The sequence below is a fragment of the Mesorhizobium ciceri WSM4083 genome, assembly GCF_000519305.1.
Lineage (GTDB): Bacteria > Pseudomonadota > Alphaproteobacteria > Rhizobiales > Rhizobiaceae > Mesorhizobium > Mesorhizobium ciceri_B.
The window spans coordinates 1,407,976-1,429,977 of record NZ_KI912610.1; the positions used below are offsets into that span (position 1 = coordinate 1,407,976).

19 protein-coding genes are annotated in these 22,002 nt (G+C 63.7%); 9 read left to right on the top strand and 10 right to left on the bottom strand.

The window, feature by feature from the left end; genetic code table 11:
* Positions 1–144 precede the first annotated feature (144 nt).
* From MESCI2_RS0132815 to MESCI2_RS0132830, 4 genes are all read right to left on the bottom strand, one after another.
* On the bottom strand, positions 145–885 hold the full coding sequence (locus MESCI2_RS0132815) for a GntR family transcriptional regulator (protein ID WP_027040197.1): 741 nt from the start codon (positions 883–885) through the stop codon (positions 145–147).
* 408 nt (positions 886–1,293) lie between these two features.
* On the bottom strand, positions 1,294–1,971 hold the full coding sequence (gene rpe / locus MESCI2_RS0132820) for a ribulose-phosphate 3-epimerase (protein WP_027040198.1): 678 nt from the start codon (positions 1,969–1,971) through the stop codon (positions 1,294–1,296).
* A 221-nt stretch (positions 1,972–2,192) separates the two neighbouring features.
* A complete protein-coding gene (locus tag MESCI2_RS0132825; RefSeq protein ID WP_027040199.1) occupies positions 2,193–5,930 on the bottom strand; it encodes a DUF11 domain-containing protein in 3,738 nt (1,245 codons plus the stop codon).
* 10 nt (positions 5,931–5,940) lie between these two features.
* Positions 5,941–7,926 (bottom strand): hypothetical protein, encoded by a 1,986-nt coding sequence (locus MESCI2_RS0132830; RefSeq protein WP_081738960.1) that lies wholly within the window; start codon positions 7,924–7,926, stop codon positions 5,941–5,943.
* A 489-nt stretch (positions 7,927–8,415) separates the two neighbouring features.
* On the opposite strand from MESCI2_RS0132830, the gene dnaK reads away from it, so the two are divergent.
* The 9 genes from dnaK to MESCI2_RS0132875 all read left to right on the top strand — a co-directional run bounded on the left by dnaK (position 8,416) and on the right by MESCI2_RS0132875 (position 15,879).
* Positions 8,416–10,332 carry a molecular chaperone DnaK gene (gene dnaK / locus MESCI2_RS0132835; protein WP_023810872.1) on the top strand — a complete coding sequence of 639 codons (1,917 nt, stop codon included), beginning with the start codon at positions 8,416–8,418 and terminating at the stop codon, positions 10,330–10,332.
* A gap of 212 nt (positions 10,333–10,544) precedes the next feature.
* On the top strand, positions 10,545–11,675 hold the full coding sequence (gene dnaJ, locus MESCI2_RS0132840) for a molecular chaperone DnaJ (RefSeq protein ID WP_023810873.1): 1,131 nt from the start codon (positions 10,545–10,547) through the stop codon (positions 11,673–11,675).
* Between the two features lie 166 nt (positions 11,676–11,841).
* The gene (pmtA, locus tag MESCI2_RS0132845) at positions 11,842–12,447 is read left to right on the top strand and encodes a phospholipid N-methyltransferase PmtA (protein ID WP_027040201.1); all 606 of its coding nucleotides are present in this window, start codon (positions 11,842–11,844) and stop codon (positions 12,445–12,447) included.
* 319 nt (positions 12,448–12,766) lie between these two features.
* Complete coding sequence (locus MESCI2_RS0132850) at positions 12,767–13,363, top strand: NADPH-dependent FMN reductase (RefSeq protein ID WP_027040202.1); 597 nt, start codon at positions 12,767–12,769, stop codon at positions 13,361–13,363.
* Between the two features lie 11 nt (positions 13,364–13,374).
* Complete coding sequence (gene pyrF, locus MESCI2_RS0132855; protein WP_032901517.1) at positions 13,375–14,082, top strand: orotidine-5'-phosphate decarboxylase; 708 nt, start codon at positions 13,375–13,377, stop codon at positions 14,080–14,082.
* Positions 14,083–14,114: 32 nt separating this feature from the next.
* Positions 14,115–14,402 carry a DUF1330 domain-containing protein gene (locus MESCI2_RS0132860; RefSeq protein ID WP_013528591.1) on the top strand — a complete coding sequence of 96 codons (288 nt, stop codon included), beginning with the start codon at positions 14,115–14,117 and terminating at the stop codon, positions 14,400–14,402.
* Between the two features lie 258 nt (positions 14,403–14,660).
* Positions 14,661–14,981, top strand: a complete 321-nt coding sequence (locus tag MESCI2_RS0132865; RefSeq protein ID WP_027040204.1) for an ArsR/SmtB family transcription factor — start codon at positions 14,661–14,663, stop codon at positions 14,979–14,981.
* Positions 14,978–15,460, top strand: coding sequence for an SRPBCC family protein (locus MESCI2_RS0132870; RefSeq protein WP_027040205.1), 483 nt, complete (start codon positions 14,978–14,980; stop codon positions 15,458–15,460). The genes MESCI2_RS0132865 and MESCI2_RS0132870 overlap by 4 nt, the downstream gene beginning before the upstream one ends.
* A 2-nt stretch (positions 15,461–15,462) precedes the next feature.
* Positions 15,463–15,879 carry a GFA family protein gene (locus MESCI2_RS0132875; protein ID WP_027040206.1) on the top strand — a complete coding sequence of 139 codons (417 nt, stop codon included), beginning with the start codon at positions 15,463–15,465 and terminating at the stop codon, positions 15,877–15,879.
* 24 nt (positions 15,880–15,903) lie between these two features.
* On the opposite strand, the gene MESCI2_RS01000000135940 is transcribed toward MESCI2_RS0132875, so the two are convergent.
* From MESCI2_RS01000000135940 to MESCI2_RS0132905, 6 genes are all read right to left on the bottom strand, one after another.
* Positions 15,904–17,196, bottom strand: coding sequence for a low temperature requirement protein A (locus tag MESCI2_RS01000000135940; protein ID WP_197031615.1), 1,293 nt, complete (start codon positions 17,194–17,196; stop codon positions 15,904–15,906).
* Positions 17,197–17,388: 192 nt separating this feature from the next.
* Entirely contained in the window at positions 17,389–18,456 is a 1,068-nt protein-coding gene (locus MESCI2_RS0132885; protein WP_027040207.1) for a hypothetical protein, read from the bottom strand.
* A gap of 129 nt (positions 18,457–18,585) precedes the next feature.
* Positions 18,586–19,467, bottom strand: coding sequence for an SMP-30/gluconolactonase/LRE family protein (locus tag MESCI2_RS0132890; RefSeq protein WP_027040208.1), 882 nt, complete (start codon positions 19,465–19,467; stop codon positions 18,586–18,588).
* Positions 19,467–20,105 (bottom strand): 2-dehydro-3-deoxy-6-phosphogalactonate aldolase, encoded by a 639-nt coding sequence (locus MESCI2_RS0132895; RefSeq protein WP_027040209.1) that lies wholly within the window; start codon positions 20,103–20,105, stop codon positions 19,467–19,469. The genes MESCI2_RS0132890 and MESCI2_RS0132895 overlap by 1 nt, the downstream gene beginning before the upstream one ends.
* Complete coding sequence (locus MESCI2_RS0132900; protein WP_027040210.1) at positions 20,102–21,055, bottom strand: 2-dehydro-3-deoxygalactonokinase; 954 nt, start codon at positions 21,053–21,055, stop codon at positions 20,102–20,104. Before MESCI2_RS0132900 ends, MESCI2_RS0132895 begins: the two co-directional genes overlap by 4 nt.
* Complete coding sequence (locus tag MESCI2_RS0132905) at positions 21,052–21,819, bottom strand: SDR family NAD(P)-dependent oxidoreductase (protein ID WP_027040211.1); 768 nt, start codon at positions 21,817–21,819, stop codon at positions 21,052–21,054. Before MESCI2_RS0132905 ends, MESCI2_RS0132900 begins: the two co-directional genes overlap by 4 nt.
* Positions 21,820–22,002: the final 183 nt, after the last annotated feature.

Here is a 22,002-nt window from a genome sequence, read left to right on the forward strand (position 1 = left end):
GCGCCTGTCGCGGCATGCCTCGGCGGCGAGAGTTCGCGGTTCTTGGCCGCGTCGTCAAGTCCGCCGACAGCGGTTCATGCCAGCCGCGCTCGACGCAGGTTGCAGGCAAGAAACGAGCGCACGAGACCCGCCGGGAAACGGCTGCTATCGCCGAGCGTGTTTGCCGGCGAGTTCCTTCGTTTCGTCATCCTGCTCGAAGCGCTTCATGCACATGGCGGCAGTCAACCGGTAGTGGTTGAGCAGTGCCTCGACGGCACCGTCGGCATTGCCGTCCAAGGCACATTCCGCGATCAGGCGATGCTCGCCGAAATCGTCGCGCTGGACGCCTTCGCCATCATTGGCCATTTGCCGGTAGCGGTAGGCGTGATCGGAGAGCTGGTCGCAAAACCCCNCCAGCCATTGCGACCGGCAGGCCGAAATCAGCACCCTGTGGAAGATGCGATGCAGCCGCTCCCAATCCGGGTTGATCGAGGCGAGGTTTTGCGGCGAGAAACGCGACGCGCGCCCAAGGCGATGCAGCGCCAGAACAAGTTGCTCTTCCCATTCAGCGGTGCGGTGGGCAATGGATTCGCGAAGTGCCCGCTCCTCGAGCCAGCAGCGTGTGCGCGTCAACTCTTCGAGTTCCGACGCACTGACCGGCATGATGAAGAAACCACGCTGGTCGTGGCGGCCGAGAAGCCCTTCCGATGCCAGGCGATTGAGGGCCTCGCGGACCGGGGAAGCGCCGGCTCCATATTTGGAGACCACCCACTCGACCCGCAGCTTGCTCTCGGCTTCAAGAACACCACCGAGAAGGTCGTCACGCAATTGCTGATAGACCGTAGTGGCAAGCGTACTCTTCGGTCCAGCAGCGTCGTCGTTCAGATTGGCAGCTCCGTATGTCATAGCGACTCCTTGTCCCAAGACTTGCCTTGGGCGATTCGAGTCCGAAAGCTTTCGCATTCTCGTACTTGTACCATACAGCGCGAGCATTCGCCTGCTCAAGCAGAAGATCACGTTATTGTACTTTAGCACGAAGGAATATGCGGGATCTGGAGCTCAATGCTGTAATTCCGTGCATTTTCACAACCTGTGGAAACTTAACATGTTTTGTATGCACGCAGGAGAATCTGTCTTTCTGTTCTTTTGTATGCGCGCGGGATCAACTGTCTGCTTTGGGCATAGACCAGGGGATCTTGAGACCGAATCAGGCAACCGCTCAGCCCGACGCCGTTGCGCATCAGATTTCCACAAGCCCCGCCCGGCACCGGAACCTCAGCCGGCATGCGGGGCTGACCGCGGGAACAGCGCTGGTTAGCCGGCTGCGTTGTCGGCTGCCGTCCTGATCGCCTGGATGTTCTGACGGTAAGCCTCGACGCTGCCGCCTTTGAAGATGGCGGCGCCCGCCACCAGCACGTCGGCGCCGGCAGCGGTGACCAGCGGCGCGGTTTCGGCTGAAACACCGCCGTCGATCTCGATGCGGATCGGCCGGCCGCCGATCAGGGCCTTGACCCGCTTCACCTTGTCGACGATCGCCGGGATGAAGGCCTGGCCGCCGAAGCCCGGATTGACGGTCATGATCAGGATCAGGTCGAGCCGGTCGAGCACATATTCGACCACGCTTTCCGGCGTCGCCGGATTGAGCGACACACCGGCCTTCTTGCCAAGGTTCCTGATGGTCTGCAGCGAGCGGTCAAGGTGCGGGCCGGCCTCGGCATGGACGGTCAAACCGTCGCAGCCGGCCTCGGCGAAAGCGGCCAGATAGGGGTCGGCCGGGGCAATCATCAGATGGCAGTCGAAGAAGGCCTTGGTGCGGTTGCGGATCGCCTTGATCACCGGTGGGCCAAAGGTGATGTTGGGCACGAAATGCCCGTCCATCACATCGAGATGGATCCAGTCGGCGCCGGCCGCCGCCACCGCTTCGACCTCATCGCCGAGTTTGGAAAAATCCGACGCCAGCACCGATGGTGCAATCAGGGTCTTTCTGCTCATGGGTGCGGCCTTTCCGAGCGCCCTTTTCATGCGGCCACCCTATCGACTGCCTAATGCGCTCCAGCCGACTTGTCGAGGGTGCTGGCGCGGTCACCGCGCAGGCTGGGGTCACGTGCCGGTATCCGCGATCATGGTGCGGCCAACTCCGCTTGCCTCCACTGCTACGAAGAAAACCCGCCGAATTGCTCCGGCGGGTTTCTGGTCTGGCGGCGAGCAGGTGGTTATTGCTGCTGGAGCTTCAGTATCCTGTCTGGAACCGGATCCTGCTGCTGTTCGACCTGCGGCCTGCGCCGTGGCAGTACCTGCTGCAACAGCAGGCCGGGATTGAGTTCCAGCGACGGTTGTCCGCGGATCGGCCGGCAGTTCGGATAGCGTCCGATCGTGCCTTCCGGGCAGCGCCGCCTGATGATCGGCTGGCATTGGCCGTTGATCATCTGCGAGCCCGGTGCGCATTCCACGTCCTGCCTGGGCTTGCGGCATGCGCCGTTGATCACCTGCGTCCCACGCGGACAGACACACTCGCCACGCTTGTTGTGGACCTGGCCGCGTATGTCGCATTGCTCCTGTGTCGGCTGCTTGCGCCGGCAGGCATTGCCCCGCACCTCGGTACCCCTCGGGCAGACACAATTGCCGTTGGCGTCGTGGACCTGACCACGGATGGTGCACTGCTCAGGCTTCGGCCGGATCGGGCGGCAGGCGCCATTGCGCACCTCGGTCCCTCTCGGGCAGACGCAGTCTCCATCCGCGTCGTGGACCTGACCACGGATCGTGCACTGCTCAGGCTTTGGCTGGATCGGGCGGCAGGCATTGCCCCTGATCTCGGTTCCTCTGGGGCAGACGCAATCGCCATCCGCATTGTGGACCTGGCCACGGATGGTGCACTGCTCGGGCTTGTCGGTCCTGACACATCTGCCATTCTCGAGCCCGGTTCCGCGTGGGCAGACGCAGCGTCCGTCCTCGGTGCGGATCTGGCCTTCGAGCAGCACACAGCGCTTCGGCTGCTCCGGCTTCGGCACGATACCACCGCCCGGCGAGCACTGGCCGTTGCGGTAGGTGGTGCCTTCGGGGCAAACGCAGCGGCCGGCATCGTTCAGGACGAAGCCTGCCGAGCATTGCTTCTTCGTCTCCTGGCTGATGGTGAAGGGATGGCAGGCATAGGCCTTGCCGCGATCGCCCTGCACATTGGCCTGGTCGCCGCCAAGCACGTCACCGCCGCCTTGCACCCGCGTGTCGGGGGAGAGCACGCCGACGCAGTTCCGGCCGCTGACATTGCCCTGCAGATTGGCCAGGCGGCCGTCGTCGGGAATAACCACGGTGACATGGTGCACCCGGCTTTCTCCGGCGCCGAGCGTCAGGTTGGCAATGCAGGACAGCGGCAGGGTCGCCGGTTCCGGCGAGCAGCCGAAGGGAGGTTGGATCGAAGTGATTTCGACGCCTTCCAGCCTGCCAAGACCCTCGACGCCGATCGCATCACCGATGCGGACCGGACCCGAGAACGGGGTCGTCCCATCATTGGTGATGGTGATCTCGAACGTGCAGGGTTGGCCGAGCTTGCATTCGCGGTCGCCGGTCTTTTCGACACGGATAGTCGAAGAACCGCCGCCCTTGGCGCAGGCCTGGCCAAAGGGATAGACGACGTCGTCGCCCGGCGCCGGCCCATAGGAGCCGCGCGCGCAGTTTTCGAACGCGCCATTGGCCGAGACCGTCACGTCGAAGTGGCGGCTGGTTCCAGGTGTCATGACGGCACCGGGAATCTGGCACGACAGCGCGTTGGCCGGAACCGGTCCGCACGCCCACTCAGCGCCGTCAGGGGTGACGGTCTGGATCTGGACGGGCGCGCCGCCGGCCACCAGCGTGGCGGCATCGTTGACCCGCACCGGACCGGTGGGGGCAGCGGTGCCAAGGCTGATGACGGTGATGCGGCAAGAGACGAGCGCGGCACCGGCGAGCGAGCCGTTGCAGACTTTGGTGATGCGCAGGGTCGGCTTGCCGCCATTGGGATGACGGAAGCGTTCCTTGGCGCAGGCCTTGTTGTTGGTGAGGTCATTTTCGCCGGGGATGGGCTTCACCGTCGCGCAATTCTCGACAGTGTCCGACTGATAGCCGGCCGGCATGACCGCCTTGACGACGATCGGTGTCGAGGCGCCAGGCGCGAGAGAGATGCCCGCATGGTCGCAACGGAACAGGCCGGGACCGGTCGGTACGCAGGTCCATGGCGGGCTTGGGCCGAAGGTCGAGGAGGCTGGCGCGCCGGCCGGGTAGCTGTCGATCACCGTCAGCGGCCCGTTATAGGTCGATGTGCCGTTGTTGATGATGTCGATCACGAAGTGGCAGATGCCGTCGGCCGTGCAGACCGGGACGCGGGCACGCTTCTTCAGGATCAGGTCGACCTTCTTCTCGACCGGCGGCCGGCAGTCGCGGTCACGGTCGCCACGCCGGCAGATCGGGATCGAGGCACAGCCGCGATCGTTCGACTGGCTGCCGAAAAGCGGCTTGCCGCTGGCGCCATAATTGTAGGTGGCGCAGTTACGCAGCGCGCTGCCTTGCCAGCCCCCGGCCGGCTTGAAGCCGAGCTTGAGGTCGACGGAGGCCCCCGGATTGAGCGTGGTCACCGGATGGGTGCAAATCATCGGGGTGGCGCCGGGTGCGCAGACCCAGGGCGGATTGGGTCCTGAATCGAGCGTCGATCCGGCCGGCAGCGTCACCTCGTCGAGCACGATCTTGCCGTGGTAGGCGCCGGTGCCGACATTGATGACCCTGATGGTGAAGTCGCAGCCGCCACCCATCGTGCAACGCGTCACGTCGGCGCGTTTCTCGACCTTGAGGTCCGGCTCCTTGTCCTTGGGCGGGCATCTCTGGTCACGCGGGATGACGATGTCGATCGTCTGCGTGCAGCAAAGGCCCCAGCCTTCCTTCGGACCGGCATAGGTTTCGATGCCGGTGACGATGAGGTGGATGACGTCGCCGGGCGATGCGCCGACGATCTTCCAGTTGAGCACACCGCCGCCCGCCGGCACCAGTTGGGTGTCAGGGATGATGGTGACGCCTGATGTGGCCGTCGACACCTGCACCCATTTGCCGCCCATCTCCGGGCCGACCGGCATGTGGTAGATGAAGGCGCCGCCGCCGGGCACGCAGTCCACCGTGCCGCGTTCCACCTTGAAGCATTCCTGGTCGGGAGGTGGTGGCCGCTTATCACAGTTGGTGAGGTCGATCTTGATCGAGGTCTTGGCCCCGGTCTTGTAGTCGCCATCGTCGGGCTTGCCCGGATCCTGCGACGGGATGATGGTCCCGGGGCCGGCTCCGTTGCTGACCTTGATCACACCCTGGTTGTCGATCACGGTCGGCGAAGGAAACGCCGCATGGTCGATCTTGGCCGTGATCTGGAAGTTGATGACGCGTTCATTGGCGGCACCGGCGCCGTCGAGATCGGCGGCGGAGAGCCGGAAATCGGACACCGTTGCCGTATCGTTCGGACCGGCCGAGGTGCTGATCGAAACGCCGGGCAATGGTCCGCCCGAAGCGTCCGTGCCGTCGCCCGACACATTCGCGCTGACGATCGAAAGGCCGTGTGGAAGCTGGTCCTTGAACTCGATCTTGAGCGTTTTCAGCAAGGCTGTCAGGTCGGCGAAGGCTTGCGCATCGCCGCGCAGGCCAAAGCTCAGGGAATAGACGACATAGTCGCAGCTCCGCTGGGTGCCTTTCTTGGTGAAGAAGGGCACCGCCCGCTCCGGCCTCGGATTGACGATCTTCGAATTGTCGAGATCGAGCCTCAGTTCCGGGGTGATCGGGGCGGCGTCTTCCGCGTGGCTTGCCACAGGGGTGAACATGGCGACCGCGATACCGGCCGCCATCAGCCAGCGCGCGCCGCGCCTGGCGTATGACAGGGGTTTCATGATCGTCTCCATGACGGTTTCTTGAGTGTTGGTTGCGAGCGGGGAGAGTGCGAGATTTTTCATCTTCCCCTCCTCAACGTTCGCAGCTGACGGCTGGGGTTCGGAGCGGCAAGATCATCTTGCAGCAAGGGTAGTAGCCACCCTTGTCCTTGTCGGACTTCCTGTAGAAGCAAAGTCCAACATCCACTCTGTCGCCCGGATAATGGCCGGTGATGTCGATCGTGTAAGGCTTGCCGGGCGCATGCGACTGGGATGATGTCACCCCGACGCCTGGCGTCCTGGACTTTGTCTCATTCGAAGGTTGGGCCTTGATCGAATCGCCGCCGAAGCCGGCATGGTCATGGAGATAGAGATCGGCCTGGAGGCCACGAGGCGTACAGTAATACCTGATATCCTCGACATCGATGCACGGGGGCAGGTTGCCGGGTGGTGGGAAATCCGGCGGGTAGAAGGGGGGCAGGTAGCCGCCCGGGATTTCCTCGTAATAGCCGGCGCGGCCTTCGCAAGGGCGCCAGACGGCAACGTCGCCGACATGGCCCTCGACCTCCGGGTCTTCAAAATAACCGTCGAAATCGACGAACCAGGAGCCGAAGGGCGGCACGTTGGCCGGCTTGACCAGCTCTTTCGGCGTGATCTGCACGCCATGCACGGCCAGTGGCCCGCCGGCGGCGAGCTGTTCGGCGAGTGAAGGATTGTCGCGCAGCTTGTCGCCTGACTTGACCAGCGTCTGCGTGCAGACCGATGTGTCGAGATTGCCGTCGGCATCATAACCATATTGCAGGTCGAGACCGCCGGCGGCCTGCCGGTTGCCCTGCGGGAAACCGACCGCATATTCCTGCGGCACTTCGACCCAGACCGATTCCGTTTCCGGATCGTCCGGGTTCTCTCTGAAGTAGCGGATGACCTCGCCTTTGCCGGAATCGGCGAACTGGCTGTAATCGTAGCGGTTCTCGACTGGGCCGCGCTGGGCCAGGTACATGAAGCCGCTATTGTCGAAGGCGATGTCGGTGACGGCGTAGTCCTTGTCGGCCTTGACCGTCAGTTCCCAGCGCGGGTCGCCGGCAAAACTGCCATCGCGGGCAATGCCCACCGACCAGATTTCCGACTTTTCGCCGACCGAGTAGTAGAGCCGGCCGCCATGGTAGGAGACGCCCCAGACGCGCCGCTCGTCCTGCGTGTAGCCCCAGCTGTCGGGGTCTTCGCTGTCGAAGGCCGCGCCCTTTATGTCCATCACCGACCCGTCGTCGGCGACTGGAGCCAGTCCATGCGCGGGACGGCCGGCAACGCCGTGATCGAAGCTGTCGATCAGCCTGCCGTCGGCGTCGATGCGATGGATCAGGCCGGTGTCGAGATCGGAGGCAAAGAACTCGCGGTGAGTGGCGTCGAAAGTGAGATTGCCGATGCCGGGACCGCTGTTGGTGTCGATGTCGGCGAATTTGGAGACCTGGCCGGTGATGCCGTCGATCTTCCAGACGGTGCCCGGCCCGCCGCCGTTTTCGGTGCCGAACTGGCCATCCATGAAGGTGGCGCCGGCAGCGCCGCGGCGCTGCCGCTCGGGACGGCCGTCATCGTCGGCGTCCGGGGTTACGATACGGATGCCGTGCAGCGAGGTGGCGCCGGCATAGAGATTGGGAATGCCCGATGGAACGCCGTCGCGCACGCCGTCATCGTAGGTGACGCCGAACACCTGGCCGACCTGCTCCGCCGTCACCTCGAAGGGCGGCGGGGTGTTGACCAGTTGACCGGAGGCTGGCCCACCCAGACGTGAGACGTCGAACACGCGCAAGGTAGCGCGCGTGGTGTCGATGAAGGTTTCGTCGACCGGATCGACGCCGGGCGGCAAGCCCCCTTTTTCGGAATCAGGGGGGTCGAAATTGGGAATGATGGTGCCGGAGAATCCGGTCACCGCCATCGAACCGGGATAGATGATCCGGGTTTCCTGCGCCTGGGCGGCGCCCAGCCACAAGCCGAGTGCCAGCGCCAGCAATGCGCCTGGATGCACAGCGCGGCGCAAGCCGCCATCAAGAGACGACACGAACGAGCCGCGGATGCGAGACATGACACTACCCCCCGTAGTCGACGGGAGAACGTCGGGTCTGGCCGCGCAAACCAGGGCAAGGCGCGGCGGTCCGGCTCGTTCTTCCCTGATCGAATTGTCTGCTTTCCTCGAAATCACGATACGCCTGCTCTTCCGTAGGGTCAACGGAATCAACGGAAAGCCCAGCGCATCGACCTCGTCCCGAAGGCGGTGGTCGCGCCGAGCTCCTGTTGTTCCCGGAGACCGCGGAGTCTCTGGGTTATTGGTCATGGGGGCTTCCTTTCCGGGCCGCACCATGCGGCACCTGGACATCAGTCGCAGGCGGAGGTGGAAAGGTTCATGGAAGCCTTGCGCAGAATGCTTGCGCGCGATGCTGCCTGTTCTTATATACGCGCCAAGCCGTTCGGCGCCGGAATGCCGGTTGCCGGAACGGGATTTCTTGTGAACAGGGGCTTTCGTCGGAACGCCTGTACGGGTCCTGAGAGCCTGCTTAGCGGAGAGACTAGAAAAATGGCAAAAGTAATCGGTATCGATCTCGGCACCACCAACTCCTGTATCGCCATCATGGATGGCAAGGAGCCGAAGGTGATCGAGAATGCGGAAGGCGCGCGCACGACGCCTTCCATCGTCGCCATCTCGGGCGACGACGAACGTCTCGTCGGCCAGCCGGCCAAGCGCCAGGCGGTCACCAATCCTGAAAACACCATCTTCGCGGTCAAGCGCCTGATCGGCCGCCGCTATGACGATCCGGTGACGGAGAAGGACAAGAAGCTTGTCCCTTACAAGATCGTCAAGGGCGACAATGGCGATGCCTGGGTCGAAGCCGGCGGCAGGAAGCAGTCGCCCTCGCAGATTTCGGCCATGATCCTGCAGAAGATGAAGGAGACGGCGGAGGCCTATCTCGGCGAGAAGGTCGAGAAGGCGGTCATCACCGTTCCGGCCTATTTCAACGACGCCCAGCGCCAGGCAACCAAGGACGCCGGCAAGATCGCCGGCCTTGAAGTGCTGCGCATCATCAACGAGCCGACCGCGGCAGCGCTTGCCTATGGCCTCGACAAGAAGGAAGGCAAGACCATTGCCGTCTATGACCTTGGCGGCGGCACGTTCGACATTTCGGTGCTCGAAATCGGCGACGGCGTGTTCGAGGTCAAGTCGACCAATGGCGACACCTTCCTCGGCGGCGAGGATTTCGACATGCGCCTGGTCGAATATCTGGCGGCCGAGTTCAAGAAGGAACAGGGCATCGACCTGAAGAACGACAAGCTTGCCCTGCAGCGCCTCAAGGAGGCGGCTGAAAAGGCCAAGATCGAGCTGTCGTCGACCACCCAGACCGAAATCAACCTGCCCTTCATCACCGCCGACGCGACCGGGCCGAAGCACCTGACGCTGAAGCTGACGCGTGCCAAGTTCGAGCAGTTGGTCGACGACCTCGTCCAGCGCACGATTGCCCCTTGCAAGGCGGCGTTGAAGGATGCCGGCCTGAAGGCGGGCGAGATCGACGAAGTCGTCCTGGTCGGCGGCATGACCCGCATGCCCAAGATCCAGGAAATCGTGAAGCAGTTCTTCGGCAAGGAGCCGCACAAGGGCGTCAATCCGGATGAAGTCGTCGCTCTCGGCGCCGCCATCCAGGCCGGCGTGCTGCAGGGCGACGTCAAGGACGTGCTGTTGCTCGACGTGACGCCGCTGTCGCTCGGCATCGAGACGCTGGGTGGCGTGTTCACCCGCCTGATCGAACGCAACACGACGATCCCGACCAAGAAGAGCCAGGTGTTCTCGACGGCCGAGGACTCACAGTCGGCCGTGACCATCCGGGTCTTCCAGGGTGAGCGTGAAATGGCCGCCGACAACAAGGCGCTCGGCCAGTTCGACCTGGTCGGCATTCCGCCGGCGCCGCGCGGCGTGCCGCAGATCGAGGTCACCTTCGACATCGACGCCAACGGCATCGTCAACGTTTCGGCCAAGGACAAGGGCACCGGCAAGGAGCACCAGATCCGCATCCAGGCATCGGGCGGCCTTTCGGACGCCGACATCGAGAAGATGGTCAAGGACGCCGAGGCCAATGCCGAGACCGACAAGAAGCGGCGTGCGCTGGTCGAGGCCCGCAACCAGGCCGAAGCGCTGCTGCATTCCTCTGAGAAGTCGCTGAAGGAATATGGCGACAAGGTTTCGGAAGGCGAGCGCACGGCGATCTCCGACGCGATCGCAGCGCTGAAGACCGCGACCGAAGGCGACGACCCGGCCGACATCGAAGCCAAGAGCCAGGCGCTTGCCGAGGCTTCGATGAAGCTTGGCCAGGCCATGTACGAGGCTTCGCAGAAGGAAGCGGCGGAAGCCGACGCCAAGGCGGACGCCGCCAAGGACAGTGACGTTGTCGACGCAGATTTCGAGGAAATCGACGAGGACGACGACAAGAAGAAGTCGGCCTGAACCGTTTGACGGCAAGATAAAGCGAAAAGCCCGGCGAAGGCCGGGCTTTTTTGCAACCTCTTGCAGAAAAACAGCGGGCCTTGCTGAAAAAATGCAGGCAAAGCCGCGTCGACACTGGCATCCCCCTTCCATCGCACCTAAATCGAAGCGTCAGTGCCGGCAAGAGACGCAACAATGCTTCAAGACGTTGAGCATCCGGACAGCGGGAAAAAATGAAAGCTGATTTCTACGAGACGCTGGGCGTCCAAAAAGGCGCCGACGAGAAGGAGCTCAAGAGCGCTTTCCGCAAGCTCGCCATGCAGTTCCATCCCGACCGCAACCCCGGCGATCATTCCTGCGAGCACAAGTTCAAGGAAATCAACGAAGCCTACGAGACGCTGAAAGACCCGCAGAAGCGCGCGGCCTATGACCGCTTCGGCCACGCCGCCTTCGAACAGGGCGGCATGAATGGCGGCGCGCAAGGTTTCGGCGCCGGCGGTTTCGCCGACATCTTCGAGGATATTTTCGGCGACATGATGGGCGGGCGCCAGCGCCGCTCGTCGGGCGGCCGCGAGCGCGGCGCCGACCTGCGCTACAACATGGAAATCACCCTGGAAGAGGCTTTTGCCGGCAAGACCGCGCAAATCCGCGTGCCGGCGTCGATATCGTGCTCTGAATGTTCGGGCAGCGGCGCCAAGCCCGGTACCCAGCCCGTCACCTGCTCGATGTGCAACGGCCACGGCAAGGTGCGCGCCACGCAAGGCTTCTTCTCGATCGAACGGACCTGCCCGCAATGCCAGGGGCGCGGCCAGACGATCAAGGATCCGTGCCCGAAATGCGCCGGCCAGGGCCGCGTCACCGAGGAGCGCTCGCTGTCGGTCAACATCCCGGCCGGCATCGAGGACGGCACCCGCATCCGCCTTGCCAATGAGGGCGAAGCCGGCCTGCGCGGCGGGCCCTCGGGCGACCTCTACATTTTCCTGGCGGTCAAACCGCACGAGTTCTTCCAGCGCGACGGCGCCGATCTCTATTGCAAGGTGCCGATCTCGATGACCACGGCCGCCCTTGGCGGCTCCTTCGAGGTGACGACGCTGGACGGCACGCAGACCAAGGTCAAGGTGACCGAAGGCACGCAGAACGGGCGCCAGTTCCGCCTCAAGGGCAAGGGCATGCCTGTGCTGCGCCAGCCCAATATCGGCGACCTCTACATCCAGACCGCTGTCGAGACGCCGCAGAACCTGACCCGCCGCCAGCGCGAACTGCTGGAGGAGTTCGAACAGCTCTCCTCGCAGGACAATTCGCCTCAATCGAGCGGCTTTTTCGCCCGCATGAAGGATTTTTTCGAGTCCTTCGGCGAACGTTGATGCATTTTGGCCAGCCTAAGCCGATTGCAACGCGTAAATCCTTGAATCGCGTCACCCCTTGAGACGCGACGAAAATTATCTTATCCACGACATGCGTCCGGCCGCGCCTTGCCTAGCACCGCTCAGGTGCTAAGTAACTTTGCGGGGAGCGCTGAGGAGAGCTTGCATGACACGTGGCCCTGGACTGCGGAAGGCGCTTGTCGAAAAGTTCGACGACGAACTCAAATTCTTCAAGGGCTGGATCGACAAGCCGAAGACGGTTGGCTCGATCGTGCCGACCAGTTCAATCACCGCGCGCAAGATGGCCTCGATCGTCGATCCTAAATCCGGCCTGCCGGTGCTCGAGGTCGGTCCCGGCACCGGCGTCATCACCCGCGCCATCCTCGCCCAGGGCGTACGGCCCGAAAACCTCTACGCCGTCGAATATTCCACGGATTTCGTGCGCCATTTGCGACGACTCTATCCCGGCGTCAACGTCATCGAGGGCGACGCCTTCAACCTCAACGCCACGCTTGGCGACAAGAGCGGGATGATCTTCGATTCCGTCGTTTCCGGCGTGCCGCTGCTCAACTTCCCGGTCGCCCAGCGCATTGCCTATATCGAGAGCCTGCTCGACCGCATCCCGGCCGGACGGCCGATCGTGCAGCTGACCTATGGCCCGATGTCGCCGATCCCACCCGGCCGTGGCAATTATACGGTCAAGCATTTCGATTTCATCCTCCGCAACATCCCGCCGACGCAGCTGTGGATCTATCGGCGCGAGGCGCATTAGTTTCTCAGCGCAGAACCGCTCAGCGCCTCGCCAGTGGTCGCCGCATACCTTGGCATTTGGCGTAAACATCCATCGCTTCGTCATCCACGGGCGGAGCAAGGAGCGCAGCGACGCGGCGCAGACCCGAGGATCCATGCCGCGACTTCCGAGTGCGCGCCACGGTGCAGAATTCTGTTCCGCTGCACTCTACGGTCAAGGTCACGGAATGGATCCCAGGGTCTCCGCGACGGAGCTTCGCTCCTGCTTCGCCCGGGGATGACGAAGTTGGCGTTGATTTGCTCGGTCCTTGGCTGTACCTGTCCGGGAACAAGGGTGGCCAATGGCAGTGATCCCGAAAATCCTCGTCTTCGCCGGCTCGGTGCGCGGCGGCGCCTATAGCGGCAGGACTGCCGACGTGGCGCAGAAGGAACTTGCCATGCAAGGCGCCGAGGTGACCCGTATCTCGCTTGCCGACTACCCCCTGCCGATCATGGACGAGGACCTGGAAAAGGAAAAAGGCGTTCCAGAAAACGCCCAGAAACTCGGGCGTCTGGTGATCGCCCATGACGGGCTGCTGATCGCCACGCCCGAATATAACGGCTCCATTCCGCCGCTGCTCAAGAACACGATCGACTGGGTGAGCCGGGTGCGCAGGGATGGCGGCCGGCCGGTCAGGCCGCTGGCCGGCAAGGTCGCCGGCCTCTGCTCGTCCTCCAGCGGCCACTTTGCCGGCATCCGCTGCATCAACCATCTGCGCGCCGTTCTGGTGCGTTGCCAGATGGAGGTGGTGACGCCGGAATGCTCGGTGCCCGAGGGCGGCGACGCCTTCGACGAAGACGGCAATTTCCGTGACGAAAGACTGCACAAATCGATGGAGCATCTATGCCGCACGCTGATCGAAACCTCGCGCATGCTGTCCACCCGGATCGAGGCGTGATCGCCGACACGATGCGAACCATGCAGGCCCAATCCATGCAGGAAAGACTGATCGTCGGCCTCGACGTGCCGACCGTGAGGGATGCCGAGGAGGCGGTACGCGAGCTCGACGGCATCGTCTCCTTCTACAAGATCGGCTACCAGCTTGCCTTCGCCGGCGGGCTCGACTTCGCCAGAGAACTGGCCAGCGGCGGCACCAAGGTCTTCCTCGATATGAAGCTGCTTGACATCGACCACACGGTGGCCAAGGGCGTCGAGAACATCGCCAAGATGGGCATGACCATGCTGACCATCCACGCCTATCCGAAGGCTATGCAGGCCGCCGTAGAGGCGGCCAGAGGCAGCGAGCTTTGCCTGCTTGCCGTCAGTGTGCTGACGTCGATGGACGAGCAGGACATGATCGACGTCGGCTATGAGTACGACCCGCATACGCTGGTGTTGCGGCGTTCGGAACAGGCGCTGCATGCCGGCATGGGCGGCATCGTCTGCTCGGCCGCGGAGGCCGAGGCGGTGCGCCGGATCGTCGGACCCGACATGGCGGTGGTGACGCCCGGCATCCGGCCGGCGGGCAGCGATCATGGCGACCAGAAGCGCGTGGTGACGCCGGGCCAGGCAATCCGCAACGGCGCCAGCCACCTCGTCGTCGGCCGTCCGATCGTGGCTGCGGCCAACAAACGGGAAGCGGCCGAAGCCATCCTCGACGAGATGCGCTCGGCCTGAGATTTCCAGGAACAAGTTCGGAGACCAAGAAAATGCCCAAGGGATATTGGATCGCTCGTGTCGATGTGCGCGACGCGGAAGGCTACAAGGACTACGTCGCCGCCGCCAAGCCTGCCTTCGAGCGCTTCGGCGCAAAATTCCTGGCGCGCGGCGGCGAGCATGAAAAGGCCGAAGGTCCCGGCCGCGCACGCAACGTCATCATCGAGTTCGAATCGCTCGCCGCGGCGCATGATTGCTACCACTCGCCGGAATACCAGCGCGCCGCCGCCATCCGTCAGAAGGTCGCCGACGGCGAGATCGTTCTGGTGGAAGGCGCCTGAGGTCCTTGCAAGCATAGTTCCGAAGAAGTCATTCCGGTTTTCGCCGGAGATCATGCTCAAAATCGGATAAAGCCCGGCGGCGTTTGAAGCCCGCAGGCTCATCTTCCATATCTTTGCTCCGCGATTTCACGGTGATCTGCCTGGCGCAGTTGCCGGGTGCGGAGCCGTGCCGACGAGCGGTCATTCAACGCGGGTCGGATGGCCGATTGACATGCAGGTATTTACCTGCATATTATGCCTTACAACAGAGTGAGGCAGATGGACGCCGACAAGGTTTTCAAAGCGCTGGGCGACCCGACACGCAGAAGGCTGCTTGACCTTCTGTGCGAGCAGAACGGGCAGACGCTCAGTCAGCTTTGCGAAAACCTGGACATGGCCAGGCAATCCGCCACCCAGCACCTCGACCTGCTGGAGGCGGCCAATCTGGTGAGCACGGTCAAGCGCGGCCGCGAAAAGTTGCATTTCATCAATCCCGTGCCGCTGCACGAAGTCTACGAGCGCTGGGTACGGAAATTCGAACGGCAGCGGCTCAGCCTGCTGCACGACCTGAAGCAAGAACTCGAAGGAGAAGACCAATGACCAGGGAAACGACCAGCTTTGTCTACGTGACTTATATCCGCTCGACGCCGCAGAAGGTGTTCGAGGCCATAATCAAGCCCGAGATCGCGAAGCGCTACTGGGGCCACGAGAACGTCTCCAAATGGACGCCGGGTTCGAAATGGGAGCACATCCGCGCCAATGACGAACGGACCGTCGAACTCGTTGGCAAGGTCGTCGAGATTTCGCCGCCGACCCGCCTCGTCATCACCTGGGCGAACGCTTCGCAGGCGCACGATCCGTCAAAAACCAGCCGGGTGACGTTCGCCATCGAGGAATACGACACCATGGTGCGGCTGACCGTCAGCCATGACGAACTCGAAGCCGGCAGCGGCATGGCGAAAGGCGTCAGCCAGGGCTGGCCGGCGGTGCTGTCGAGCCTGAAATCCTTTCTCGAAACCGGCAGCGGCATCGACATTTTCGCCAAGCCGAAATCAGCCCTGATCGCCGCGGGAGAATAACGATGACCAAGCGCTATACCGGCGGCTGCGCATGCGGCGCGATCCGTTACGAAACCAACGACGAGCCGATCTTCCAGAACCACTGCCAGTGCAGCGATTGCCAGAAGCGCTCAGGCACCGGCCACGGATCCTACCTGACCTTCGGCCAGCGCGCCGATATGGCCATCACCGGGGAGGTGAGCACTTGGCGCGTGGCGGGCGCCAGCGGCAATGAAAAAATCCACACCTTCTGTCCAACCTGCGGAACGCCGGTCTTTCTGATACCCGTCGCCATGCCCGAGCTGATAGTGGTCCACGCGGCCAGCCTCGACGATCCGGAACAGTTCAGCCCGCAGATGGTGACCTACACGAGCCACGGCCATGCCTGGGACAAGATGGATCCGTCCTTGCAGGCGGTCGAGCGAATGCCTGGCGGGTAGCGTCTGCTGGTCAGTCCGCCGACACTATTCGTGAGTTAGCGGGGCAGCACCGTGGCGTGTCGAGTGCTCGTCGCCGGCGAGCGCTTCCGCCTGGTGGCGGTGCCCGAGCATTTCGTAGCCGACAACGTTAACTGCTGGCGCCAGCATCAAGATGATCAGGCAGATCGCCATGTCGACGCCCGCAAGCGCTGCAAGAACGGCAAGCGCCACGACCGCTGCGGTCGCGACCAGCAGCCAGATGTGGAACGGGTCGAAGTGCTGAACAAGATAGGTGTAGAGCGCATAGATCGCCGCCAGGAACACAGCGACGGGAACAGCTGTCGCAAGCAGTGTCGCAAGTGGGCCGATATGCGCCTTGTGCTCAAGGAAATAGGCCGCGACATGCAGCCCGGCACCGGTGGCGACGATTGCCGCGACGATCACCATTTGCCCGTAGCCCCAAACGAATGCGCGATTTCGGTGGGCATGAAGGACCGGCGCTGACGGCAGCATATAGTAGACCCACCACATGCCGAAGGTGAGCCCGGTGCCGGCGATGCAGACCAACGCCGCATCCATGGTCCAGCCCTGCTCCTCGACCACGGCGGACAAGGTGGCGAGGGTGCCGACGACCCCCTCACCCAAAGCGATGATGGCAAACAGGCTGTAACGTTCGGCCATGTGGTGCGCATGCCAGGGCGTGCCGCCATCCCTGCTTTCGGCAATCACCGGTCCTGCCAGTTCTATCAGCCCGAGAATGACTGCGAGGATGATGCTGGTGCCGACCGGAAAATCGACGACGATCTGCACCACCCAGCCGATCTGGGCGACCGCGATTGCCGCGGCGTAGGTCAGGCAGGCACGGCGCCGGACGGGGTCCTGCCGGGCAGCACGCAGCCACTGGAAGATCATCGCCACCCGCATGATGACATAGCCCAGCACCATCACCGAATTGTTGAGGTGCTCGCCGTGCTCAATGGAGGCGAACATGCGTGGCAGGCCGATCGCCAGCACCAACACGCCGATCATCTGCACCATAGTGACGAGGCGGAAAATCCAATCGTCGGTGTCGTAGGCAGAAGAGAACCAGGAGAAATTGATCCAGGCCCAGCAAATGGCGAAGCTGGCGAAAGCGAAGCCGAGCAGGGCGGCCGGGTAATGGCCTTCGGCCAATGCATGGGCGAGTTGCGACGAGGCAAAGCTGAACGCCGTCACGAAGGTCAGGTCGAACAGAAGCTCCAGCGGCGTCGCGACGCGATGCACCTCATGCGGATCGCGCCCAACCATGCGCCTGACATGATGGTGGAGGCTTTCGGGATTGACAGGCGTGGTGTTCATCGCGTGGCCTTTGCTAGACCAGTTCACCGTTTCACGGAGAAGGCGAACTGCTCTTACTCTTTGGTTTGACGCAATTCCCAAGGGAAAGCGCTATGCGCTTTTTCCCGGGAAAACCGCTCCACACTTCCCCAGAACTGCTTTCGGGTCGTTGGCCGACACTAGAGGCAGGGCGAAAGCCGTCAAGGCGCGCAGCTATCGGTCGACGCCGATCAGCCGGCTGGCAGCGGTTTCGGCCATGGCATGGGCCAACTCGAGGCCCCATTGCTGGCGGCAATAGGCGCGAAAATCGAAGCAGGGCAGGCCGGGGCAGACCTCGAACTCGATGAGGTGGACGGTGTCGTCGGCCTCGACCCTGAGATCGATGGAAAACACATCGCGCAGGCCGAGCCCGCCCATCAGCCGCCCGGCGATCGCGCGAATCCTGGTGTCGGCGGCCGGCTGGCTGTCGGCAACCGCGACGAGTTCCGGCTCGGCGTAATGTCCCGCCGCTTTCGCTGCCTCGCCGGTGTCGCCATAGAGCGCCAGGCTGTCGGCCATGGTCTGGAAATCGGCGCCTGAATCGACAAAAGCCACGCCAAGGGCTTCGACCCCGGCGCCAGGCACCAGGCCGAGGAAACTGGCGCGCACGTTGCGGCCGGCGACATAGGGCTGGACGACGACATCGTCGCGATAGGCCGAAAAGACGCGCCGGCTAAGCTCCAGCGCATGGCCGAGTTCGCTGCAGCGCGAATCCGGCCAGATACCGATCTTGGCGCCGAGCCGGTTGGGCTTGACGAACCAGCCGGCGCGCGAGGCCGGCGGCTCGACCAGCCATTGGCCGTCGCGCGCAAGCCCAGCCTGCGGCACCGGCAGGCCGAGCGCGCCGAGCACGGCGCCGGAACGGAACTTGTCCTGGCAGAGCGCGAACAGCGCATCGTCGGCGCCGATTGTCTTGAAACCGCCCAGTCGCGCCAGAGCGGGCGCCGCGCCGCCGCGAAAATAGGCAATGCCGTCGGTCAGCGTCCAGACCAGCGTTGTGCTGGGATGCTCGCCGGCAAGGACGCTTGCGGCATCGTCCAGCGCCACCGGCGTGAACGACAGGCCGCGTGCCTGGCAGGCGCGGCCAAGCATGTCGAATTCAGGAGCGAGATCGGTCGACTGCGCCAGATAGGACGCAATTTCGCCGGCACGCTCCGGTGCATGACCGTCGGCGACCAGACGGTCGAAACAAGCCTTCTCAGGCTCATGGACGAGGATCAGTCTTCGTTTTGTGCTCGTCATGGCTTCAACGGTTTCCGGCGGCGGGGCCACCTACCATCGCACGGCCGATACTATCGGCTCTCGCGAAACCGACATGGCGCGGGCGCCTGCGTGACAGCACCGGCGTGGAACCGGGAAGGCCGGCCTCGTTCAGGCGATCAGCACGCGCGGCTCGAAGCGGCCGTTGACGGGAATGTCGAGTAGAAAGGTCATGCCGCCCTGCAGATCCAGCAGACGCTGCTTCTCATCCTTGCCCGACCACGCGGAGGTGACCGCCAGCCTATCGGCCTTGGCGCCGACAAAGGCCGGGCAGGATGGCTGCGTCACCGGCATGGCGACCGTGCGGACGAGCTTGCCGTCGGGTCCATAGGCTTCGATGACGCTGCCGCCCCAGACGGCGTTCCACAGGATGCCGTCGCGGTCGAGCACCGACCCGTCGACATAGCCCTTGGCCGAGCGGTGATCGACGAACAGCTTGGGATCACCGGCAGGCAGGCCGGTCGCCGGGTCGCAGGCGACGCGCATCAAAAGCCCGGTCGAGGTGTCGGTGTAGTAGGCGATTGCGCCATCCTCGGTAAAACAGATCGAATTGGAGACGGTGATGTCCGAAAACAGGCGGCGCAGTTCGCCCTTGAAAAACCAGTAGATCGAGCCGGCGCCTTTTTCCTCGCCCTTGCCCATGGTGCCCATCCACAAGGCGCCGCAGGGGTGGACCCGGGAATCGTTGGAGCGTGTGACCGGATTGTCGGCCTCGACAGGCGTGTGCAGCGTCAGTTTGCCGGTCGCGACGTCGCGGACATAAAGGCCGGTCTCGGCGGCGATCAGCTGGCGCTTGTCGTCGATGATTGCGATGGCGCTCGCCATCCGGCCAAGCTCATGGACGGTGGTTGCGCCGCCGGACAGCCGCTTTTCCAGAAGCTGGCTGTTGACTATGTCGAACCAGAACAGCGTATCTGTGGCGGGATCGTAGCTCGGCCCTTCGCCGAGCTGGCAGACGTGATCGGAAAAAACCGAAACGATCGCTTCGCTCATCATGCTTCTCCGAACACCGCATCCCAGGCCGTAACGGCAGCGTGCGCGCGCGCGGCCACCTCGTCGACGCTCATGCCCGGCTTGAACAGGCTGGAGCCCAACCCAAAGGCGGTCACGCCGGCAGCCTTGTAGCCGGCAAAATCTTTCTCGGAGACACCACCGACGGCGCCGACCAATGTCTGCGCCGGCAACACGGCGCGCATCGCGGAAATGCCGCCGGCGCCCAGCACGCTCGCCGGGAAGAATTTCAGGGCCGAGGCGCCGAGCTTGATCGCCAGGAAGGCTTCGGTCGGCGTGAACACGCCGGGCATCGTCACCATGCCGTAATGCATGGCGCGCGCCATCACCTCGGCATCGATGTTGGGACTGACCAGCAGCCGCCCTCCGGCCTGGTGCAAGCCATCGACATCGGTCGGGGTCAGCACCGTGCCGGCGCCGACCAGCGCGGTTTTCGGCAGCACTTGAACGATGCGGGCGATCGACGAGAACGGTTGCGGTGAGTTCAGCGGCACTTCGATCGCCTCGATGCCGGCGTCGAACAGCGCCTGGCCCATGGCCATCGCCTCGGTGGGCTTGAGCCCGCGAAGGATGGCAACCAGGCCGCGCTTGAGTTTTGGAAACGGTGCGGTCTGGCTCATCGAGTAACTCCGGTTCTGGCGATCATGCCGTTCTCACGCGCCGCCTCGACGAGACCGACACGCACCGCCTCATCGGCGTCGACGCTCCGGACCTCAAGCCCGGCAAAACCAAGTGCGGCCTGGTAGAGCGCGGCCAGCGCGCCGGACGCAATCAGCACCACGGGTTCCGTGCCGGCGCCATGCCGGCGGCTGGCGGAGGCGATCTCGCCGCCGATCAGAAGGCCGGACAGGCAGGCGGCGGCATCGTCGGCTTTCAAATCCTGCAGCAGGCCGGCGGCGCGGATGGAAAACAGCCGCGAGGTGACATCGCCGCCTTCGCCCAATGCGGTTTCGCACCAGCGGCGGAAGAACGGATTGTCCGATGTGACGGGCTTGGGATGTTCGCCGAGCGAATGGCGCAGAATCGAATGCGCGGCAAGCACCGAAAACAGCTCGCCGGTCGGCCAGGTGCCGAAGCCGGTGACAGTACCGTCCTCGACCAGCACCCATTTCGAATGGGTGCCGGGCATGCAGACCAGCTGGCGCCCCTTGGCCTGCAGGCCGGCGCCGGCAAGCTGCGTTTCTTCGCCGCGCATGACGTCGGGCGCATCGGCCAGCCGCTGGGCAAGGCCCGGAACGATGCGGATGTCGCGGCTCTGGCCGGGCACGCTGGCAGCACCAGCAAGGATGGCGCTAAGCGGCGCCGGCACCGTGACATAGGGTGCTTCGAGCCAGCCCTGGCGGGATCCGGCCATGCCGCAGATGATGACGGGCAGCGCCGCTGGTGCTCCCATCGCCGCCAGATGCCCTTCGAGGATGGTCGAAAAGCCCTTTTGCTGGGCGGTGATCAGGCCATCATCGCCACGGCGTTCGGCAAGCACCTTGCCTTGCCCATCGATCAGCCAGACCCTCATGCGGGTCGTGCCCCAGTCGACGGCGGCGACCGCCGGTGCGTTGCCGACTGGGCTCACAGGAAACCTCCATCGACGACCAGCATCTGCGCTGTCAGCATGCGCGAGGCGTCCGAAGCGAGGAACAGCACGGTGCCGACGATGTCGTCCGGCTGCATCACCTGTTTGATGCACTGCTTGGCAACATGGGCGGCAAGCGCCTGTTCGGTCACCCAGAGCTCCTTCTGCCGCTCGGTGATCACCCAGCCGGGCGCAATGGCGTTGACGCGGATGCCGTCGACGCCGAGCTTGCCAGCCAGCCCCTTGGTCAGACCGAGGATACCGGCCTTGGCCGCCGTGTAGGACGGCATGTCGGGGTGGTTGATGAGATAGGATGTCGAGGTGAAGTTGATGATTGAGCCGCCGCCCGCCCGCTTCATGCCCGGCGCCACCGCTTGCGCGGTGAAGAAATGCGGCCGCAGATTGATCGCTTGGTTGTTGTCCCAGAACTCGACCGTCACGTCCTCGACGGCGTGGCGTTCGTCCCAGGCGGCATTGTTGACCAGCACGGTGACATCGCCATGCGCCTCGGCGGCCTTCGCGGCGGACGCCCGCAGAGCCTCGACGTCGCGCAAATCGGTCTTGAGATAGAGCGGCCTCTTGCCGAACGCTTTCTCGATGCGGTCGGCAAGGGCCGTGCTCGGGCCGTCGGCGATGTCGATGAAGGCGACATTGGCGCCCTGACGCACAAAACCCTCGGTCAGTGCAGCACCTATTCCGGAGCCGCCGCCGGTGATCAGCACCGAGGCTCCTTCGAGGTCGGCAAAATGCGCCGATGGCATCATCGTTGTTGTCTCCCAGCGCATGACCCCGAAAATCGGATCGATTTTCGGAAAGGGATCATGCTCAAAATGTAAATTGCTACAGCGTCCTTTGCGCACCCAAAAGGACGCGCGGCGCTGTAGCGTGACCGGCGCGCATCCTAGCCACGCAAGGCGCGCGGGCAAGGGCGAACCGCCGAATTTCAG

What these genes read in the sequence shown, in the direction of transcription:
- MESCI2_RS0132860 (WP_013528591.1), top strand. Translation starts at nt 14,115, where the DNA reads ATGCCCAAGGGATATTGGATCGCTCGTGTCGATGTGCGCGACGCGGAA.
- MESCI2_RS0132825 (WP_027040199.1), bottom strand. Translation starts at nt 5,930, where the DNA reads ATGAAAAATCTCGCACTCTCCCCGCTCGCAACCAACACTCAAGAAACC.
- MESCI2_RS0132875 (WP_027040206.1), top strand. Translation starts at nt 15,463, where the DNA reads ATGACCAAGCGCTATACCGGCGGCTGCGCATGCGGCGCGATCCGTTAC.
- MESCI2_RS0132890 (WP_027040208.1), bottom strand. Translation starts at nt 19,467, where the DNA reads ATGAGCGAAGCGATCGTTTCGGTTTTTTCCGATCACGTCTGCCAGCTC.
- MESCI2_RS0132865 (WP_027040204.1), top strand. Translation starts at nt 14,661, where the DNA reads ATGGACGCCGACAAGGTTTTCAAAGCGCTGGGCGACCCGACACGCAGA.
- dnaK (WP_023810872.1), top strand. Translation starts at nt 8,416, where the DNA reads ATGGCAAAAGTAATCGGTATCGATCTCGGCACCACCAACTCCTGTATC.
- dnaJ (WP_023810873.1), top strand. Translation starts at nt 10,545, where the DNA reads ATGAAAGCTGATTTCTACGAGACGCTGGGCGTCCAAAAAGGCGCCGAC.
- pmtA (WP_027040201.1), top strand. Translation starts at nt 11,842, where the DNA reads ATGACACGTGGCCCTGGACTGCGGAAGGCGCTTGTCGAAAAGTTCGAC.
- pyrF (WP_032901517.1), top strand. Translation starts at nt 13,375, where the DNA reads ATGCGAACCATGCAGGCCCAATCCATGCAGGAAAGACTGATCGTCGGC.
- MESCI2_RS0132830 (WP_081738960.1), bottom strand. Translation starts at nt 7,926, where the DNA reads ATGTCTCGCATCCGCGGCTCGTTCGTGTCGTCTCTTGATGGCGGCTTG.
- MESCI2_RS0132895 (WP_027040209.1), bottom strand. Translation starts at nt 20,105, where the DNA reads ATGAGCCAGACCGCACCGTTTCCAAAACTCAAGCGCGGCCTGGTTGCC.
- MESCI2_RS01000000135940 (WP_197031615.1), bottom strand. Translation starts at nt 17,196, where the DNA reads ATGAACACCACGCCTGTCAATCCCGAAAGCCTCCACCATCATGTCAGG.
- MESCI2_RS0132850 (WP_027040202.1), top strand. Translation starts at nt 12,767, where the DNA reads ATGGCAGTGATCCCGAAAATCCTCGTCTTCGCCGGCTCGGTGCGCGGC.
- MESCI2_RS0132905 (WP_027040211.1), bottom strand. Translation starts at nt 21,819, where the DNA reads ATGATGCCATCGGCGCATTTTGCCGACCTCGAAGGAGCCTCGGTGCTG.
- MESCI2_RS0132885 (WP_027040207.1), bottom strand. Translation starts at nt 18,456, where the DNA reads ATGACGAGCACAAAACGAAGACTGATCCTCGTCCATGAGCCTGAGAAG.
- rpe (WP_027040198.1), bottom strand. Translation starts at nt 1,971, where the DNA reads ATGAGCAGAAAGACCCTGATTGCACCATCGGTGCTGGCGTCGGATTTT.
- MESCI2_RS0132870 (WP_027040205.1), top strand. Translation starts at nt 14,978, where the DNA reads ATGACCAGGGAAACGACCAGCTTTGTCTACGTGACTTATATCCGCTCG.